Here is a 19,738-nt window from a genome sequence, read left to right as displayed (position 1 = left end):
TTCATTCGCGTCCGCAGTCCGTTTCCGTCCAGGGCTCGTCCTCCGGCTTGTGCGATTCTGCGTTTTTACCGTATGTACCCACAAAGACGTTACCTTACCCACTTGTTTTCACCTGTCACGCTCATTTTTCCACCAAACCGGCTATTTTTTTGATGACATTTTCCTGAAAGGGACGCAATTCATCCAATGGAAAGCGAAATGCCATTAACACCAAATCAATACCGGCTTGCTTTAACTGCTCCATTTTCTCTCTCACTTGTTGATACGAACCGATCAGACCTGTGCGAAATCCCTCGTTGTTAGCGACGAAATCACTGATGGATGCGGATTGGGACCACATGCCGGTTGCTCCTTTGGCGTAATGTTGAAAGTTTCGAATGGCAGTCAGATCCGCATGCTCCACTATATCGTCGTATTCTTTCACTGCTTCTTTTTCCGTCTCTCGCGCAATGACAAAAGCGTTCACAGCGAATCGTACCCGTCGATGGTGTTTTTTCGCTACCGCACTGACTCGTTCCATCTGCTGTTTTAATTGTTCCAAAGGCGCTCCATTCATGAAATACCAATCTGACTGCCTGCCCGCCATCTCCTGTGCCTCTTCGGAATTGCCTCCCTGGAAAATGGCGGGGTACGGTTTTTGGATGGGGGATGGCTGCATTCTCCCACCTTTGATTTCGTAGTAATTCCCCCGGAAGGAAAATTCGTCGTTCTGCCACAGCCCTTTGACGATTTGTAAATATTCCTCTGAACGCTGATATCGTTCCGTATGATTGATCCAAGGGATTCCAAACATCTCCTGTTCATCCTGAAACCAACCACTGACCAAATTCATATGCCAACGCCCATTGCTGACGTGATCCAATGTGGCCCCGATTTTCGCCAACGTCACAGGCGGCACAAAGCTTGGTAACACAGCAGAAATAAAATGAATCCGTTCCGTAACCATCGCCAATGGTCCCACAATCGCCAAGGGGTCCAGTTGTCCCCCTGAAACATTGCTGCCGCCCAGCCCTCCCTTGTATCGGGTAGGAAAAAGGATGAAATCGATTCCCAATTGATCAGCCAACTGAGTTAATCGGAGATTGTAGGTAAAACTGCCGTCAGTGTCCTGATCAACCCGGGAACGCAGGAATCCCCCGGAAATGTTCGATCCCCAAATCGCAAATTTCATCTTTTGGTCTCTCTCCTTCTTTCCCATTGTGGGAGGCAACCTTGAAACAACGGCAAAACAAGCTTTCCTGCCCGCTCAATTTCTTTCGGATGAGGGAATCCCGACAAAATGAAATGATTTCACCTTCCTTGACATACTCAATTTAGCCTTCCTTACCTGCTCGGGGTTCCGACCACTCGGTACCGGCACCTTTTCGAACGGTGCTGATACCTGCCCATTTTCTTTGTTGGTCATCTCGCCGGCGATTTGGCCAATTGCCATACCTGATCGATGAGAGGTTGTTTATTGTATTGGACATATTGGCTGGCGTAAGTCCTTACAGGATCTCCCGAGTAGAATCGCTCATACAGCTCATGCCTGGACGCCAACGGACTGCCGATCAAATCCCAGGCCAACTTGAACAACCGGATTCTCTCCTCAGCGGACTTATTTGATCCCCGGTAATAGCGATCCACAAAAGATGCGATCGGCCCCGAAAGCTCATCAAGTGTGGAGGGAACTTGAATAAACCCGCCGGCACCGATTTGTTGCAAGATTTCCAAGGCACGCGGATAATATCTCGAACCCAGATTACGGGCCGTTGTAAGCGGTTCGACCGCCGGAACCCAAACGCCGTCTTCATTTGGCTTGGCCTGATCATGTGCGAAAAGAAGCAAAGCCCTGATCGTTTCCACTTGGATCATCAGTTCGCCCAGCTTTTCCTGCACATGCAAAAACCGATGCGCACCAATCGTTTGAGCCAGTTCATGTCCGATGGCCGCGATGAATTCCAGCTTACTCAACAACCGGACAACCGTTGGCTGCTGACTGAGTGCCGTCGCCACCGGGTCTTGACGCAGGACCCAAACGGCCTCCGGATCATCTTGGATAAATACCCGCTCCCATGGGATCAAGGCATCATCAAAAACAACAACCGCATCCATTTCCTCAAAACGCGAACTTAACGGATGGTCTTCCTCATGTTCGGAGGCAAACGACTCCCGGCAAATGAGATGGACCCCCGGGGTGGACACGGATACCGCAAACATCGTGGCATAGTGCGCTTCACCCTGCGGACGCCGGTGAAAAGGATACACAAAGATTTCATCGAAATAGGGAGCACCGGTGGCAATCATTTTTGCTCCACGGACAACGATTCCGTCCTCTGTCTTCCTGACAATCCGCAAATGCGTGTAGGGATCATCCAATTCGGAAGATGATTTGGCCCGATCCACTTGCGGGTCATGCAAAGCTGTCGTGGAAAACCAATCTTGATCACGGCTTTGCTGATAGTAGCGCTCGATTTTGTGTGCAAACTGCCCATCCTTGCCACCAAGCAGATGCCGACTGGCATACCAACCGGTTAACAGTGATCTTGAATAATCCGATAAACGGCTCATCATGCCGAATGTAGCATCACTCCATATTTGGTACGCGCGCGCCTTGCGCTTTAAATCTTTTCTACTGTACGGAACCAGATACGCCAAATGGACGGGTTCCCCGGTATCGGGGGATCTAAATGTCAGATCATCCCTCGTTTCAGGATGGTCCTGTAAATCCAACAAGGAGGATATGGTATCGATAGTCCCTTTAAATGCCCGGTGTCGGGTGATATCCTGCACTTGCTCCCCATTCAACCAGACACGCCTTCCATCTTTCAATCTAGATCGATAACGTTGGCTTGCGCTCACCCGGTGTATCCTCCTTTTGTCTGATTCGTTTCCAAAAATCCTCCAAACGCTGTTCCAATCGCTCTTTCTTGCAGTTCAAATATTGGTTCGCATAGGTTCGTACAGGGTCACCGAGATAAAATCGTTCATACAGCTCGTGCCTGGAACCCAACGGGCTGCCGATCAGATCCCAAGCCAACTTGAATAAGCGGATGCGACTCTCTGCATCTGCTTTCGCCCCGCGATAATATTTCCTGATCAAACCCGCCAATTCCCCATGAATCTGCTCGATTTTCGAAGGTACCTGGATGAACCCGCCGGCTCCGATCTGTTGCAAAATCTCAATCGCTCGCGGATAATATCTCGGTCCCAAGTTCCGGGCAGTTTCAATCGGTGTCAAATCCGGGAGCCATGTTCCGAATTCATCAGGCCTGGCCCCCGCTTCCGAAGCATGCAGGAGCGCGCGAATCGTTTCGATCTGAATGACGATTTCCCCTAACTTCTCCTGCACATGGAGATGATGATTGGCTCCGATGACATCCGCAATGGCAAAAGCGACGCCAGCCACAAATTCAAGCTTCACCAGCAAACGAACAACCGTGGAATGATAAGCCAGGCTGTTTGCCGTCTCATCCATCCGCAGTTGCCAGACAGCTTCCGGATTATCATGCAAAAATACACGTTCCCATGGGACAAATGCGTCATCAAACAATAAGATGGCGTCCATTTCGTCATATCGGGAACTGATCGGGTGATCTTCGGCTTGTTCGGATGAAAACGACTCCCGGCAAACGATATGCAAACCAGGCGTATTTGCCGGAATGATCATCATGTGGGCATGTTCAAGATCACCCTGTTGAATCCGATGGAAAGGGTAAACCAAAAAATCGTGTGTATAGGGAGCTGCGGTAGCGATCATTTTCGCCCCGCGCAAAATCACCCCGTCTTCCGTTTTCCTGACAATCCGCAAAAAGGCATCGGGGTCTTTTTGTTCAGACGGACCCTTGGAGCGGTCAATCTGCGGATCCAACAAAGCTGTAGTTACAAAACGGTGATGGTCACGTGCCTCCTCATAATATTCGGTGATTTTTTCCGCAAAATGCCGATCAAACACCTGATATCTTTCCCTTGCTGCATACCAACCGGTCACCAGGGAGCGCGCATACTCCGAAAGCCGGCTCATGACCCCGTGCGTCCTTCGGTCCCACAGTTCAAAAGCGACTGTACGCCGCTTGATATCATCCATACTTGTGGGCACAAGATATGCGTTGTGTACGTACTCTCCCGTTTTGGGGCTTTGAAATCCGACCCGGTCGCGCGTCTCAGGATCATTCAAGGTATCGAACAATTGTCTCAACGTGTTGAGCGTACCTTGAAAAGCCGGATGCGCAGCGACATTTTCCACTTTTTCATTGTCCAACCAAACGGTACGCCCATCCTGTAAACTGTTGATAAATCGCTCGCCTACGGTCGTCATCGGTTCGCTCCTTTCCTGCCCATCCCATCAAAAGAAGCATCTCCTCTTCAAAGAAAGCACCTTTCCATTAAGGCTTAATAAAGCCTTTGAATTCCCTGTCAATCAATTCGTCAAATTCTTTGGACCGGTATGCATCGACCAGATCTTTGACAAACGGTTTCTCTTTATCCGAAGTGCGCACGGTCAAGACAATGATGTAGTTTTTCGGTGTCTGTTCTAGGTTGATGGCATCTCCCAATTTCAACCCCGATGCGATCGCATAGTTCCCGTTTATCAGTGCAAAATCCACATCATCCAATGACCGTGGAAGTTGGGCTGCCTCCATCGGAACAATTTCAATTTTCTTTGGATTTTCTGTAATATCTTTTTCAGAGGCATGCAGAACATCGGCGCCAGGTTTCAACTTGATCAAGCCAAACTTCTGCAACATGCCCAAGGCACGGGCTTCATTGACGGGATCGTTCGGCAGGGATATTTTCGTTCCTTCTTTCACTTCTTTCAGGGAATCGTGTTTTTTGGAATATAGCCCCATGGGCACGGTTGGGATCGGAATCACGCCTGTCAAATCTACGTGATTCTCTTGGATGTAATTCTCCAGATAGGTGGTATTTTGAAAAACATTGGCATCAATTGAACCGTTCACCAAAGCAACATTCGGCTGTATATAGTCATTGAACTCGATCAGTTCTACTTTGTATCCTTTTTTTTCTAATATCGGCTGAATCCCCTTTCTGATCTGGTCACTATAAGGCCCCGCCGTGGCACCGATTCGAATCACTTTTTTCTCAGCCTGGATCGTACCTTCACAAGCAGCAGATATGAGGGACAAGATGAGGATGATGAGAAGAATAACAAACGGTTTTTTCTTCATTTTGAGCCCCCTATCTTTTATCCAGAACGTGTGCCAATCGACTTCCGACGAATTGAATGATCTGGACCCATATGATTAACAGGATGATCGTGGCAATCATCACTTCGGTCTGAAAGCGATAATATCCGAAACGGATGGCCAAATCGCCGATTCCTCCTCCACCCACCGTTCCCGCCATCGCGGAATAAGACAACAAACTGATGGAAGTCACGGTTAACGCCGACACAATACTGGAACGAGCCTCATTCAGCATGACCTTCCAGATGATTTCCAATGGGGAAGCTCCCATGGCCACGGCTGCTTCAATCACCCCTTTCGGGATTTCTCTCAACGATTGTTCAACCAAACGGGCAAAATAGGGTATCGCGGCAATCGACAGCGGAACGGAAGCAGCGATCGGCCCAATCGTCGTACCAATCATCAATCGGGTCAGTGGGATGAGAGCGACCAAAAGAATGACAAACGGCAAGGATCGTACTGTATTCACCACATAATTGACCACTCTGTGAATCACTTTGTGTTCAAAAATTTGCCCATGACCGGTAACAAAAATCAGAATTCCCAATGGCGTGCCGAAGAGCAAAGCCGAACCTACCGATATCCCCACCATCGCAAAGGTTTCCCCAATCGCTTTCCAAAAATCAGGTGCCAAGGAAAGAAGATTGTTAAACATGTGCCACCCCCGTGGACAAATCCCGTTCACTTCGGCTTTCAAACAGCAATCTCGCTATATGGGACTTTACCGAAACAGGTGGATCTGAAAGGTTCAATACCTCCACCAAATGTCCATTTTCCAAGACGGCAACTTTGTCGCATATTTCTCTGACCACTTCAATCTCATGTGTAACCAGTAAGATGGTGACCTGATAGGCTTGGTTAATCTTTCTCAAAAGAGAGAGAACCGATCTGGTTGTCTGCAGATCGAGCGCAGAGGTAGGCTCGTCACAAAGCAGTACTTTTGGGCGATTGGCCAAAGCACGTGCGATGGCAATCCGCTGTTTTTGCCCCCCGCTTAATTGCGAAGGATAGACGGACGCTTTGTCTTCCAGCCCGACCAAGTGCAGCAACTCTTTGACGCGTTTCCGCCGCTCCATTTTGGAAAGCTTTGAGATTTCAAGCGCAAACTCCACATTTTCTGCCGCTGTTCGATTGCTGAACAAATGAAATTGTTGAAATATCATACCGATGGATCGTCTGGCCAAACGGAGTTCTTTTGGTGACAGACTCGTCAGCTCCTGTCCGTCAACAAACACCTTGCCGCTTGTAGGCCTTTCCAGAAGGTTGACCATCCGCAGCAATGTGGATTTACCGGCGCCGCTGGAGCCAATGATACCGAAGATATCCCCTTTCTCTATGGAAAGGTGAACAGGCGCTACCGCCTGAAACGGACCATTCGCCGTCTGATAGATTTTGGAGACGTTCTCCAACTTGATCATACAAACCCTCCTTTCCAAATCAGTGACTTTTGTCTATTTGTCAAAAAAAGTCTCAGGGGCTGGTCGACCGGTTTTTATGATGAGCCGGCAGCCCCTTTACCGGCTGCAACCATCCTCTGTTTCATGATTTGGATATGGTTGTTGGTGTTTTTCACCTGGAGCGCTCTGGTAAATACTGTTCAATTTCATTGCTCGCTCCATCTTCGTCCGGCAAGCAAGCAGGTCATGGCCGCTTCAGACCCGGAGCGCGGAACGCGGGAAATGTACGCTTCAGGAAATTGCCCGCGATCTCATTCCTGCGATATCCGGGTCTTCGCTCGGCCGGGCAAATATTTGCTCCTTCATGGGTTTACCAGACACGCGTGTCACTATTAAAAGGCTTATTCTCCCCCTTCATACCACAACTCCAAGGGCAACCCGACCAACGCCTTTCCGATCCATTCCCTTGCAATGTTGTTGGACGGTCCCATGGCGATCCCCGCACGCGCATCTCTGTACAGACGCTCCAATACCCCGCGTTTGTACCCGTATCCGCCGCTGACATCCAGCGCCACCCGTGCGGCCTGATTGGCCACTTCGGCAGCGTGGATTTTGAACTCCACCAGCGGAAGCAGCAATTCCACCTGGGGACGTCCCGCCGCCTGCAGGGCATCCAGCTGTTGCGCCAAATGAATTTGCCAGGGCTTGAGACTTTCGATCAACACTTTCGCTTCGGCCAACTGTTGACGAATCACCTGATAATCCGTCAACCGTTTATTGAAATCCCGATGGATTGTCCCTTTGGCATACCGGGTCGCCTCTTCCAGCGCCGCTTCGGCTACCCCCAGCCAGACAGATCCCAGTCCGATCAAATAGACAGGCGACACGCCGTTTTCCACGATCTCTTTTCCTTGTCCCTCCCGGCCCAATCGGTCCCGGGCATGTACCCTCACGTTTTCATAACGAAGGGAGCCGCTATGATTTCCTCTCACGCCAAGAGCATCCCATACCCCCGGGTGGATTCCGGGCAGTTTTCCGTCAACGATAAAAAAGCTGATGTCCGTCGGTTTTTGTGCACCGGGTGACCGGGTTTGAAACACGTAGAAATCCGCCTGTCCCGCGCTTGTGGTGAACGATTTCTCGGCATTGAGAATATACTTTTCGCCATCACGTGCGGCCTCGCTCAAATTGAACCACCAGTGACCGCCGGTCGCTTTTTCGCTTGTGGAATATGTACCGATCAGTCCTTGCCGAACCGGTTTGAGCCATCGCTCCTTCTGGTCGTCATTGCCGTAGAGTGTGATCGTTTGTACGGCACCGACATGCATCACGTAAACCAATGCAGTTGAAGCGCACCCTTTTGCGATTTCTTCGGCGGCAATGGCAAATGCGACATGATCCAAGCCACGTCCGCCCCATTCTTCGGGGATGAGGACCCCGTTCCATCCCGCCTCGGCCAACGCTTGCAAATTTTCCCGGGGGAATCGACCTTCACGGTCGACTTGTTCCGCCCGCGGTTTGATGACACGCTCCACAATGTCCCTCACTTCTGCCCGGTATACCTCGTAATCCGACCGTACCTGCAATGCTTTGCTCATGTATGCTCCCCCTCTGCTCAGCTTTCAACCGATTCAACGGTTTTCTCCAACTGTGCTTCTTTTTGACGAACCAATGGAATGACTCTTTCGCCGAATGATTGCAAATCCTCATCATAATGCAAAAATCCGGTCAATATCAGGTCGACACCGATTTTCTTCAGCTCGATGATGCGATCCGCCACTTGTTCAGGCGTTCCGATCAGTCCCGTTTTAAACCCGTCATTGTATTGGACCAAATCCTTGAAAGTGGAACGAGCCCACATTCCCTCCCGTTCCGGGGAGGCTTTGCCTGCAAAACGAACTTGATCTCTGAAACCTTCCACGGCTTCGGCATCGGCATGCTCGATAATATCCCGAAGCACTTGTTGCGCTTCTTCTTCCGTATCTCTGACAATCACAAATCCATTGACCCCGAACTTGAGCGTTCTTCCTTCCCGGGCGGCCAACTCTTTCACTTCATCAATCTGGGCTTTCAACCCGTCGATGGTGTTTCCGTTCATGAAATACCAATCGGACACTCTCGCCGCCATTTGTCTGGCCGCCTTGGAGTTTCCTCCCTGGAAGATCGGCGGTTGAGAGATGGGTTTCGGTTTGAGCGGAGCTTGATTGATCCGGTAGAAATCTCCCCGAAATGTCGCTACTTCTTTCGTCCACATCTCTCTCAGCACCCTGATAAACTCTTCGGAACGGCGATATCGTTCGTCATGATCCAACCATGGTTCCCCATATCCATGAAACTCCCCTTTAAACCAGCCGCTGACGATATTGACCGCCGCCCGTCCGTGGCTGATGTGATCCAACGTTGCGATCATCTTGGCAACCACTCCGGGGTGCCACAAACCGGGCAAGATGGCGGCAATGAGATTCAATTTTTTTGTTACGCTTGCCAAAGCGGCCGCCAGGGTGATCGCCTCCAATTGATTCTCCGCTCCATAACTGGCAATGAATCGGGTCTGTAGCAAGGCAAATTCAAAGCCGACCTGTTCCGCGATCCGTGCATACCTTGCATTTGCTTCAAACGACCAATCGGTTTTTTGAGGAAGCTTGGAGATGACCAACCCCCCACTGACATTCGGAACCCAATAAGCAAACTTCAATGCCATGGATCATTCACCTCCGATATGGAATCATCTGCTGCTGATCGCACTGAAGCGAAGACGGCTTCCTGATTGAGAAACTGCGTGAGTGTGGAAATCAGCAACCCTTTTCCGAATTTGATTTTTTTGCCATTCCCCTGGTGAAGTTGGGATTGTTGCACCTGATTCAAAAAAGAGAGGATCGTCATGCGACGCGTCACAATGTCTTTGATCCCGAATTGGAACAGCCTATCGTCTATCGTATTGTAAATGCCCCTGTTTACCCCGTACTGGCGCAGGCACCAAGCAGCAAACCGATAATCCGGCAGATGAACGATCTTTTGAATTACGGTGGTATCGGTTTTCTTGGCGGACATACACTTCCTCCCTTCTCTGAAATAAAGCGGACCTTTCAGGTTGTTGGCTAAGTTATCAACCTCCGCATATCGCGCGTGCATTGCTCGCTCCACCTGCGCGCTGCATAGAACCAGGTCAAGGCCGCTCGAACCGGGGAGCGCAGGGAGCGGGCAACGTACGCTTCGCTGAAGAGGAGATTGACCGCGATCGGATTCCCGCTTCTCCGCTCGGTTGGGCTTGATCAAGTCGTTCACCCGGGAAAGCTTTGCCCCCTAGGCATGACTGGACACATCCTCCGCCACTTTGCCAACAGCCTCATCTTTCCTTCGTTTTGCATGCCAATCAGTCTCCTCCAACAGCTCCTGAAGTGAATCGTCCAATCGTTGTTTCACCTCCGCTTCCAATTCCACTTGACCTTGTTCGTTCCATTTCACCAGTGAATCAACAACATAAACCCCGGCCAAAATGGTACGTGCCCCCAGCACTGAAAGTACCGGTTTCAAGGCATAATCGATGGACAGTAAATGGGCGATGCTCCCTCCGATAAAGAGAGGCAGAATGACCTTTTGAGCCAATCCTTTTTGCGGCAACAGGTCCAGGTAGGTTTTGAGAACCCCCGTATATGAAGCCTTGTAGACCGGGCTGGCCACAATGACGGCATCCGCTTTCTCCACCGACTCATTCGCTTGTTGAATGGCGGGACTGTCAAAACGAGCGGAGATCAGATCCTCCGCCGGAAGATTGGAAACGTTGATCCATTCGACCTGCGCTCCCTTTCCTTCCAACACTTTTTGTACATACTGAATGATGCCGTTCAACCTCGAGGTTTTTGATGGACTTCCGGAGAGAATCAGGATGTGGGCCATCATCATGTCTCCTTTCTGAAAAAGGGATAATAAAAAAGGTACCTTACTGCGGTTCCAACCCGCAGGTAAGGTACCTTCAGTTGACTGATCGGTACACCAATTTCAATAATTCCTATAAATTTAGTATGCTTTAATCATATCAAAAGGTTAGGCTCCAGTCAAACATTGTGTGAAAAATATGAGCAGACACTCATATCGACAGGCCATGGCGGATCATCTCCTCCTACAACCCCATGATCTGCTTCACCCGCTCCATGTCCACGTATTCGCGAATCCACCCGGCCAGTCGGGCATAAATCGCGTCCCGATCCTCAGGGCGACCGAGATGCTCCTCGGAACGGGGCGGCAAACCCTTTTTCCCGCGTAAACGATTGATCCAGGCATGGGTGAACGCCCCGTTGTCAAACAGGCCGTGCAAATAGGTGCCCCATACGCTTCCGTCGGTCGAGACAGCGCCGTCCAAACGGCCGTCCGACCACTGCAACACCGGACCCGCATCCGCTCCCCGCTCGGTTCTGCCCAAGTGGATTTCATAGCCGGAGACGATTATGCCCCGCGCCCAATTTATCAGGGTTTCTCCGGATGTCCGGACCGTCCGTTTGTCCGGAATAAAGTGCGTCCGGATGTCCAACATGCCCAATCCCGGGTGAACACCGGGACGTGATTCCGTTCCGTCGGGATCGTGTAACGAAAGCCCCAGCATTTGATACCCCCCGCAGATGCCGACGATTTCCGCTCCCTGGTTTCGCAGGCATTGGATGGCCTCGGCCAACCCCGATGCATGTAACCACGCCAAATCCTCAACGGTGTTTTTGGTGCCGGGAAGAATCACGGCATCGGGCTCACCCAATTCCTTGGCCGATCGGACATAACGGAGACGGACGTCGGGGGCGTCAGCCAATGGAAGAAAGTCCGTGAAATTGGAAATCCGGGGCAGGCGAATCACAGCGATGTCTACAAACTCACGGGACACGGGCATTTTCAACCGGAGCGACTCCAGAGACAGCGAATCTTCCGGGTCTACTCCGGTTTCCAGATAAGGCACCACACCCAGTACGGGAATACCGGTCCGCCGTTCCAACCATTCAATACCGGAGTCAAGCAGTTCCCGTTTACCGCGAAATTTGTTGATGATAAAGCCTTTCACCCTCGCCCGTTCATCCGGGTCCAAGAGCTCCAATGTGCCCACCAGCGAAGCGAACACACCTCCCCGTTCGATGTCCCCGACGAGTATGACGGGGGCGTCGGCCAGTTTGGCCACCCGCATGTTGGCGATGTCCCGATCTTTCAGGTTGATTTCCGCCGGGCTTCCCGCTCCCTCGATCACCAGCACCTCGTATGCTTCGGCCAGAATCGACAGGGACTGACGAACTGCGGACCACGCTTTTTCCAGCACACTGCCGCGATAGGCGCCCGCCTCCATGTCGGCATAACGGCGTCCTTGCACGATCACCTCTGAGACCATATCCCCTTTTGGCTTGAGGAGAATGGGATTCATGTGGACAGTGGGTTCGATGCCCGCCGCTTCCGCCTGGACACCCTGAGCGCGTCCGATTTCGCCCCCGTCGGCGGTGATGGCGGAGTTGAGCGCCATATTTTGTGATTTGAACGGCGCCACCCGATACCCTTCCTCAAAAAAATAGCGGCAAAAGGCCGTGCACAACACGCTCTTGCCCACATCGGAACCCGTCCCCTGCAACATAATCGCCTTGGCCATCCTGATCTCCTTTCCGTTTCAGCATGTGTCTGTGACGGGATTGAAGCGGCAACGTTTCCGGCAAGTGACTTGCCAAGTCCGACGGAGCAAAGAACCAGAAAAGCGCAGCATGCCAATTGCGGGCAATTTCCTCTCAGCGGAGCCAACTTTGCCCGCTCCTGCACTTCCGGTTCGAAGCGACCTGAATCTTCTTCCCTGCAGGGCGCAGGTGGAGCGAAGCCGGAAAGCATTGCAGACGATGATTCACCTGACCCGCCCTAGAACTCAATTCCTTTGACGGCGGGAACGCCTTCATCATAGTAATGCTTGACGGCGTGGATCTCCGATACAAGGTCGGCCCGGCCGATCACTTCCGGGTGCGCATGCCGACCGGTCAAGACCAGATGGACGTGGGACGGGCGATGATCGATTACCTCCAACACCTCGTTCAGCGGCAGCACATCCTCGATGGGAAATTTGCGAATCGCCAGCGCGTTGTTGATCTCATCGAGAATCACCAGATCATACTCGCCGCTCATCACGGTTTGTTTGGCGGTCCGCCAGGCGGTTTCCAAGGCGGCGCGGTGCTCTTCCGGCGTACGGGTCCAGGTAAAGCCCACGCCCAGTTGACGGACTTGCACTCCCAACCGCTCCAACGTGATTTGCTCGCCGTAGGTACGTTGCGGGGATTTGATAAACTGCAACACCGTCGTTTTCATGCCCCGGCCCACTGCCCGCAGCACCAATCCCAGCGCGGCCGTGGTTTTTCCTTTCCCTTCTCCGGTGTAGACCAGCGTCAATCCCTTTCGCGTCTTCGGCACCCATGTTTCCGTCACGGGTCCGTATTCGGACGTTGTTCGTTCACCTGCGTCATGCTCTTTCCCTCCGCTTGCCGTATTCCCTGCACATCGACAACCAGCGCCGCACCATCTCCGGACGGGAGGCAAAATGGAGATGGACATACCCGGCCAACACATTTCCCCTGACGTATCCCTCCATTCGGGTGCCGAACCGACCTTCACAAGCGTATGCATGCGGGTAGTCCTCCGCCTCGGGCGTCAAGGCGGAATAATGAAACTCATGTCCCCTCGCCTTTTTTCCTTTTTCCAACAAGACGGAGTCGGACAAAGCCCTCACTTCCCGGTATCCCAACGCCGCCAACCGATCCCGCATCGTCACCTTGGCAGGGATTACCCCGACCATGGGATGTTCGCGCCCCTCCCGGTCGATGATCGCTTTGCACAGATACATGTAACCGCCGCATTCGGCAAACGTGGGCAATCCCTCAGCGATTTTACGGCGAATGGAGACCTTCACGTCCTCCGCCTGTGCCAGCTCCGTCACAAACTCCTCGGGAAAACCACCGCCGATCATCAGCCCGTCCGCCTCCTCCGGGACGGATTCTCCCGCCAACGGGCTGAAAAACCGGAGATCGGCACCGGCGAGCGTCAATAACTCCAGATTTTCCGGGTAGTAAAAATGGAAGGCGGCGTCGCGGGCGACGGCGATCACCGGACGCCGCCCCTCAGAAGCGGCGGAAGAAACGAAGAGGCGATTCTCCGGCCACGCCAGTGCCGGCGCCTCGTCGGCGAGGGAGATCAACGCGTCCAGATCCACCCCTTGCTCAATCACATCGGCCAACCGTTCAAACAAGGGTTGCAGCTCCCCCCGTTCAACGGCGGGGATCAGGCCAAGGTGACGCTCGGGAATATCCAGCTCGGCATTGCGGGGTATCCAACCGAGGACGGGAATCCCGCATTCCTGTTCGATGGCCGCTTTGGCCAGCCGATAGTGCCCTTCACTGCCCGCTTTGTTGACGATGACACCGCGGATGGCCACCTCGGGATTGAAATGTTGGAACCCCATAACGATGGCCGCGACGCTCCGTGCCATACTGTGGATGTCAACGACCAAGACAACCGGACTTTGCAGGAGGATGGCGATATCGGCCGTACTTCCGGTGTCGTTCAGCGGGTCTTTCCCGTCGTAGAGACCCATCACACCCTCCACGACCGACAAGTCCGCTCCTTCACTCCCGCGTAAAAATATTTCACGGACGCGATTGCGGGGCATCATCCACACGTCCAGGTTGCGCGACGGTCTGCCGGTCACCGCGGTATGGTAAGTGGGATCGATGTAATCCGGTCCAGCCTTGAACCCCTGGACCGTCATGTTTCTTCGGCGTAACGCCGCCATCAACCCCAGTGTAATCGTGGTTTTACCCACGCCGCTTCCTGTCCCGGCGATGACGATTCTCGGTCGATGTTCCTTCACCGGACGCCCGCCTCCATTGGCTGATGGGGTACCACGGCAACGGAAATCGTGACGTTGCCGCTCTTTTTCTTCTCCATCAGCCATGTCTCCGCTCCGGCCGACAGCAGTGCCGCCGGCTCGCTCACGCCGTATGCTCCCGTGTACCGGTACACGACTTCCGACGGGTGCGGGAGTGGAACCGTGTTGAGCTCTTCCGGCGTGTACACGATGAGCGGCCAACCGTATTTCTCCGACAATGCATTCAACCCCGGTTCGTCCTTTTTCAGATCGATGGAAGCGAGGTTGCGGACACTGCGGACCGACAGACGCAGTTCGGCGAGCGTCTCCAACACCACGTGCTCGATTTCCTCCATCGGCGTACCCCGGTTGCACCCGATACCCAGCACGATCACTTTGGGCCGGTACAGCACGCCGTTGGTCAGGAGCGCCCGTTCCTCCTCCTCCGTCAACAACCGGTGGGTTACCACCAGCGCGGCGTCAAATCCCGCCTCGATCGCTTCGGCGGCCGAACGGTAAACCCGGATGTGGGATGGCAGCGGTTTGTCATACGTCCACCAATTCCGCTCTCCCGATTCCTGCACGACGGCGATCCGTTCCTCGTTCACCACGGCGGCACTGACAGGCGTCACCTTGTCAAAGTTTTCGATTTCCCAACCGAAATCGCGACCGAACAGATCAACCGCGATCGTTTGCTGAACGTCGGATGCGGTGGTGATGACGGGCCGCGCCCCCAACAGGGAAGCGACGCGCCGGGTCAACGCATTGGCCCCGCCGAGATGACCGGACAGCACGCTGATGGCATGTTCCGCCCGGTCGTCAACGACCACGACCGCCGGGTCCGTCTTTTTGTCCTTGAGCAAGGGAGCAATCATGCGCACGACCGCACCGAGAGAAATGAAGATGACCAATCCGTCATAACGTTGAAACAGATCGGGCAGAATCAGGCGGACGGAACCGGTGAACAGGTGGATGCCCTTGTCCGCCTCATCCCCTGTGGCGAATTTCTCCATATAGTAAAGATCCGCCCCCGGCATCTTGTCTCTCAGTGTGCGTGCCAGCACCGTTCCGTGTTTGGTGATGGCGACGATCGCCACGCGTTCCGATGTTTGGGCAGGATCACCGCTCATGGCTGCTTCACTCCTTTCCGGTAACTGTGCGTAAAGGTTTTGTCGTACAGTTTGGACCGGAACGTTCCCTTTTTCTCCAGCTCCGGGTCCAGTGCCCATCCAGCCAAAATCATTGCGTGACTGCGTATACCCGCTTCCCGCATGTCCTGGTCCAACCGGCCCAGTGTGGTGCGCACCACCTTCTGATCGGGCCACGTCGCCCGCTGGACCACTGCCACCGGTGTCTCCTCCGACCAACCGGCGGCGAGCAGCTCGTTGGTCACCTTTTTGGCCAATGTCGCACTCAAAAACAGGGCGATGGTGGTATGATGCCGTGCCAAGTCCGCCAGCCGTTCCTTTTCCGGCACGGGGGTACGCCCTTCCGCCCGGGTGAAGATGACGGTCTGGGTAAGCTCGGGAATGGTCAGCTCCACTCCCAACACGGCGGCTGAGGCAAACACCGAGCTCACCCCCGGTACCACTTCAAACGGAACCCCTTCTTCGCGAAGCAGGGCCATCTGCTCAAACGTCGCTCCGAAAACGGCCGGGTCTCCGGTGTGCAGGCGGACCACGCTTTCACCCCGGCGGACGTGACTGACCATGGTTTGAACGATCTCCTCCAACGTCATTCCCGCACTGGGGTATATCCGCGCACCGGTTTTGGCTCGGCCCACCAGATCTTGGCTCACCAACGAATCGGTGTAAACGACGGCGTCCGCCTCTTGCAAAATCCGCAGACCCTTCACCGTGATCAGATCGGGATCGCCCGGACCGGCGCCGATGATGTACACTTTCGGTTCCAAGCTCATTTTCTCACCACCATCAAAGTCAAGTAACCGAGACGTGCACCGGCCAATTCCTCCACACGACGCCAGATCATTTCCTGTTCCGACGTGGCTTTGCTCACCACCATCGCTTTTTCGGTCAAGCCCAATTCCCGCAACAGGTCGATCATCCGGTCGAGCACCTTGGCCACTTTGAGAAACACCACCGCGTCATGCTCCAACAGTGCTTTTTTCATGGCCGCCCGATCTTCCGTCGCCGGCACGATTGCGATTTGCTCATCTCCGTCCGCCAATGGGATGCCGAGTCGGGAAGCGGCGGCGTTGACCGAGGAGACACCGGGGACGGAGACGATGTTCACCTCCGGGTGGGCCTCCCGCATACACCGGCTCATGTGTATAAACGTACTGTACAACATCGGATCACCTTCGGTGACGAACGCCACGTCTTTCCCTTGGGAGAGTCGCTCCCACACCGTTGTCACCGTTTTGTCCCACTCCCGTCGCAATATCTCCTGATCCCGCGTCATGGGAAACACCAAACCCAGCATCTCTTTTTCCGCCGGATTCACGTAGGTTTCCGCAATGGTCAACGCGTAGCTCTTTTCTCCCATCCGCTTTTTGGGATAAGCGATCACGGGAGATTCCCGCATAATGCGGAACGCCTTGACCGTGATCAGTTCCGGATCACCCGGTCCGACGCCCAGTCCGTACAAAGTGCCGATTTTACTCATTCGATCTCTCCTCCCATCGCCAAAGCGCGTCTGCTCGTTCACCTTGGTCCGGATGAACCGTTTTCCCTCTCCCTCCTGAATGGCTGCGCTCAAAGGTTTCTTGCGGGAAAATGGTCCCCTCTTCTCGAGGGGAGCGGATCCGAATTTCCCGTGCAAGGGCGTGTCTGATCAATATTGACCCTTTGTTTTCCCGGCTTGCTCCACCTGCACCTGCGGAAGCCATTCAAGTGCTTTTAAGGTCTGCGGTAACCCATTCCCGATCGTTCTCCTCACGGTGAAACCACTTTCCGGGAAAAGGCTTCCCTCAGTTTCACCATTGGCCGGACACGCCCCGGTTTCTTTCATCGCGATCCGACAATGATGAAGACGGGGTTGAATCCCTCCAGTCTGGTCAGATTCAAAATCGGCTTGCTGCGGGCGGTTTGCACCATGGTGACGCGTGTGTCGAATCCGGCTTCCGCCAGTCCTTGCCGTGTCTGATGCAGCGTTTCCAGTGTCGCCGCATTCACCACGATCCGGCCGCGCGGTTTCAACCGGGCGCAGCAGACCTGCAGCAATTCCCGCAGTTCGCCGCCGCTGCCGCCGATAAAGATCGCATCCGGATCGGGAAGTTGATCCAGTCCGTCCGGCGCTTTGGCGTGAATGACGGCAAAGTCGGCGCGAAATTTCATTTTGTTGGCTTCAATATTGGTTAGATCCGCTTCATTTTTCTCAATGGCAAACACCTGGCCATAAGGGGCCATCCGTGCCGCCTCCACCGAAACCGAACCGGAACCGGCACCGATGTCCCACACCACACTGTCGGGGGCCAACCGCATTTCGGACAAGCTGAGTACGCGCACCTCTTTTTTGGTGATCAAGCCTTTGTCCGGTTTGCGCTGGGCAAACTCATGGTCGTCGATGCCCATCCCCCAACTCGGCGGATCGGCATCCGACTTCCGCTTGAGAATGACAATATTGAGAGGAGCGAATGACGCTTCGGCCATCTCCTCCAACTCCCACCAACGGCACCGCTCCCCTTCACCGCCCAGATTCTCGGCGACAAACGCCCGATATTCGGTCATGCCGAAGCGGATGAGATAGCGGGCGATGGCGGAAGGATCATTGGTTGCATCGGTCAGCAAAGCCACTTTTTCCTTGCCGTCGATCCGCTGTGCCAATCCCGCCAATTTGCGGCCGTGCACGCTTTCGACCGCCGCATCCTGCCAGCTCTCTTTCACGCGGGCGAACGCCAGTTGCAACGAGCTCAAATGCGGGTGAATCTCCACCTGCTCCGGACCCAGTTTGCGTGCGATCAGCCCGGCTATCCCGTAAAACAACGGATCGCCGGACGCCAGCACGACGACCCGTCCGTGATGTCTCGCCCTGTCGATCCGTTCCAACACCACACCGATCCCGTTTTTGATCGGAATCCGATCGGCGGAACTATCGGGAAAAAAAGCCAAATGCCGCTCTCCCCCGACCAGGGTGTCCGCCTCTTCGATCCACTGGCGATAGAAAGGGAACAACCCATTGGCTCCATCATCCCCCACACCGATGATTTTCACGGGATGCATCATGCCACACCGACCTCCCCAACAATGCGCCTTTCATCGTGACCAGCACCGTTTCCACATTGATGCCGCCGCCCGCGTGTTCCCATCCCCGGCGACAGACCAATTGGCTCAACCGTTCAAAAAAAGCCGGATACCCCGCTTGTTCCATCAACTGCCCGGCATGCGTCGCCGTGTTGGCCTGCCGGACCGCCTCCACCAACTCGGGCGGGGCGCCCACTTCCCGGGCCACATCGGCCAAAAAGCCGAAATCGACGGGGGCGCTTTTGGAATGAACCATCATCACCCCTTGGGCCACTTTGGAGAATTTGCCCATCATCCCCACCAGTGTCGCTTTTTCCGCCCCCGCCCGTTTGGCCTGCTGCAAAGCGAATCCGACAAAATCGCCCATCTGGATGAACGCCTCTTCCGGCAGATCGGGAAACAGTTTCATGGCGTATTTCTCACTGCTTCCCCCCGTCGTCAACACGAGATGACGGCATCCGCCCGCCAGTGCCACGCGGATCGCCTGGGCCACACTGGCTCGGTAGGCCGCTGTCGAAAACGGTACCACGATGCCGCGCGTTCCCAGAATGGAGATACCGCCGACAATCCCAAGCCGCTCGTTCAATGTTTTTTTGGCGATCTCCTCACCTCCCGGGACCGAGATCACCACATGGATTCCCCGCTCAATCCCGTAGCTGGTCAACACTTCATCCACCGTTTGACGCAGCATTTTTCGCGGCACGGGATTGATCGCCGCCTCTCCCACCGGGACGGGCAACCCCGGCTTGGTGACGCGACCCACTCCGGGACCGCCGTCAATGTTCACGCCGGGTTCCTCCCTCCATGAGACGGTGGCGACGATTTCGGCACCGTGAGTGGCGTCGGGATCATCCCCCGCATCCTTGATCACGCTGCATCGCGCTTCCTTCGCCGTAACCGTCCCGTTTTCCACGGTAAAAACGGCCGATTGTCCGATAGGCAGCATGATTTCCACCCGGTCGGGAACCCGTCCGGTGATGAGCGCCGTCAGTGCGGCTTTGGCCGCGGCCGTCGCACACGATCCGGTCGTATATCCGTGCCGCATTCCCCGCTGATCGGTCGCTTCCGACGCCTGTTTCATGACCGCTC

At 54.2% G+C, this 19,738-nt stretch carries 18 protein-coding genes; all 18 read right to left on the bottom strand.

Going from position 1 to position 19,738, the window contains the following annotated elements:
* Positions 1–121 precede the first annotated feature (121 nt).
* Entirely contained in the window at positions 122–1,171 is a 1,050-nt protein-coding gene (locus JQC72_RS11095; RefSeq protein WP_205495623.1) for an LLM class flavin-dependent oxidoreductase, read from the bottom strand.
* A 230-nt stretch (positions 1,172–1,401) separates the two neighbouring features.
* Positions 1,402–2,841 (bottom strand): 4-hydroxyphenylacetate 3-hydroxylase family protein, encoded by a 1,440-nt coding sequence (locus tag JQC72_RS11090; protein WP_205495622.1) that lies wholly within the window; start codon positions 2,839–2,841, stop codon positions 1,402–1,404.
* On the bottom strand, positions 2,813–4,297 hold the full coding sequence (locus tag JQC72_RS11085; protein WP_205495621.1) for a 4-hydroxyphenylacetate 3-hydroxylase family protein: 1,485 nt from the start codon (positions 4,295–4,297) through the stop codon (positions 2,813–2,815). The genes JQC72_RS11090 and JQC72_RS11085 overlap by 29 nt, the downstream gene beginning before the upstream one ends.
* Positions 4,298–4,364: 67 nt before the next feature.
* Complete coding sequence (locus JQC72_RS11080; RefSeq protein ID WP_205495619.1) at positions 4,365–5,168, bottom strand: MetQ/NlpA family ABC transporter substrate-binding protein; 804 nt, start codon at positions 5,166–5,168, stop codon at positions 4,365–4,367.
* A 10-nt stretch (positions 5,169–5,178) separates the two neighbouring features.
* Positions 5,179–5,841, bottom strand: coding sequence for a methionine ABC transporter permease (locus JQC72_RS11075; protein ID WP_205495617.1), 663 nt, complete (start codon positions 5,839–5,841; stop codon positions 5,179–5,181).
* Entirely contained in the window at positions 5,834–6,604 is a 771-nt protein-coding gene (locus JQC72_RS11070) for a methionine ABC transporter ATP-binding protein (RefSeq protein ID WP_205495614.1), read from the bottom strand. The genes JQC72_RS11075 and JQC72_RS11070 overlap by 8 nt, the downstream gene beginning before the upstream one ends.
* A 380-nt stretch (positions 6,605–6,984) precedes the next feature.
* Complete coding sequence (locus JQC72_RS11065; protein WP_205495607.1) at positions 6,985–8,181, bottom strand: acyl-CoA dehydrogenase family protein; 1,197 nt, start codon at positions 8,179–8,181, stop codon at positions 6,985–6,987.
* 17 nt (positions 8,182–8,198) lie between these two features.
* Positions 8,199–9,284 carry a dimethylsulfone monooxygenase SfnG gene (sfnG, locus tag JQC72_RS11060; RefSeq protein ID WP_205495605.1) on the bottom strand — a complete coding sequence of 362 codons (1,086 nt, stop codon included), beginning with the start codon at positions 9,282–9,284 and terminating at the stop codon, positions 8,199–8,201.
* Entirely contained in the window at positions 9,275–9,859 is a 585-nt protein-coding gene (locus JQC72_RS11055; protein WP_205495603.1) for a hypothetical protein, read from the bottom strand. The genes sfnG and JQC72_RS11055 overlap by 10 nt, the downstream gene beginning before the upstream one ends.
* Positions 9,860–9,886: 27 nt before the next feature.
* The gene (gene ssuE / locus JQC72_RS11050; protein ID WP_205495602.1) at positions 9,887–10,480 is read right to left on the bottom strand and encodes an NADPH-dependent FMN reductase; all 594 of its coding nucleotides are present in this window, start codon (positions 10,478–10,480) and stop codon (positions 9,887–9,889) included.
* Positions 10,481–10,703: 223 nt separating this feature from the next.
* Positions 10,704–12,197 carry a cobyric acid synthase gene (locus JQC72_RS11045; RefSeq protein ID WP_205495599.1) on the bottom strand — a complete coding sequence of 498 codons (1,494 nt, stop codon included), beginning with the start codon at positions 12,195–12,197 and terminating at the stop codon, positions 10,704–10,706.
* Positions 12,198–12,454: 257 nt separating this feature from the next.
* Positions 12,455–12,997 (bottom strand): cob(I)yrinic acid a,c-diamide adenosyltransferase, encoded by a 543-nt coding sequence (gene cobO / locus JQC72_RS11040; RefSeq protein ID WP_335342446.1) that lies wholly within the window; start codon positions 12,995–12,997, stop codon positions 12,455–12,457.
* A 49-nt stretch (positions 12,998–13,046) separates the two neighbouring features.
* Positions 13,047–14,450: a cobyrinic acid a,c-diamide synthase CobB gene (locus JQC72_RS11035; protein ID WP_335342445.1), complete on the bottom strand. Its 1,404-nt coding sequence runs from the start codon at positions 14,448–14,450 to the stop codon at positions 13,047–13,049.
* Positions 14,447–15,577 carry a cobalt-precorrin 5A hydrolase gene (locus JQC72_RS11030; protein WP_302104778.1) on the bottom strand — a complete coding sequence of 377 codons (1,131 nt, stop codon included), beginning with the start codon at positions 15,575–15,577 and terminating at the stop codon, positions 14,447–14,449. The genes JQC72_RS11035 and JQC72_RS11030 overlap by 4 nt, the downstream gene beginning before the upstream one ends.
* Positions 15,574–16,365 carry a precorrin-4 C(11)-methyltransferase gene (cobM, locus tag JQC72_RS11025; protein ID WP_205495595.1) on the bottom strand — a complete coding sequence of 264 codons (792 nt, stop codon included), beginning with the start codon at positions 16,363–16,365 and terminating at the stop codon, positions 15,574–15,576. The genes JQC72_RS11030 and cobM overlap by 4 nt, the downstream gene beginning before the upstream one ends.
* Positions 16,362–17,072, bottom strand: coding sequence for a precorrin-2 C(20)-methyltransferase (gene cobI, locus JQC72_RS11020; protein ID WP_205495594.1), 711 nt, complete (start codon positions 17,070–17,072; stop codon positions 16,362–16,364). The genes cobM and cobI overlap by 4 nt, the downstream gene beginning before the upstream one ends.
* Before the next feature lie 341 nt (positions 17,073–17,413).
* Positions 17,414–18,631, bottom strand: coding sequence for a precorrin-6y C5,15-methyltransferase (decarboxylating) subunit CbiE (cbiE, locus tag JQC72_RS11015; protein ID WP_205495593.1), 1,218 nt, complete (start codon positions 18,629–18,631; stop codon positions 17,414–17,416).
* Entirely contained in the window at positions 18,594–19,730 is a 1,137-nt protein-coding gene (locus tag JQC72_RS11010) for a cobalt-precorrin-5B (C(1))-methyltransferase (protein WP_205495592.1), read from the bottom strand. Before JQC72_RS11010 ends, cbiE begins: the two co-directional genes overlap by 38 nt.
* Positions 19,731–19,738 lie beyond the last annotated feature (8 nt).

Source organism: Polycladomyces zharkentensis, assembly GCF_016938855.1.
Lineage (GTDB): Bacteria > Bacillota > Bacilli > Thermoactinomycetales > JIR-001 > Polycladomyces > Polycladomyces zharkentensis.
Note: the sequence above shows the minus strand (reverse complement) of the source record. Positions and strands in the feature narration are given on the sequence as shown.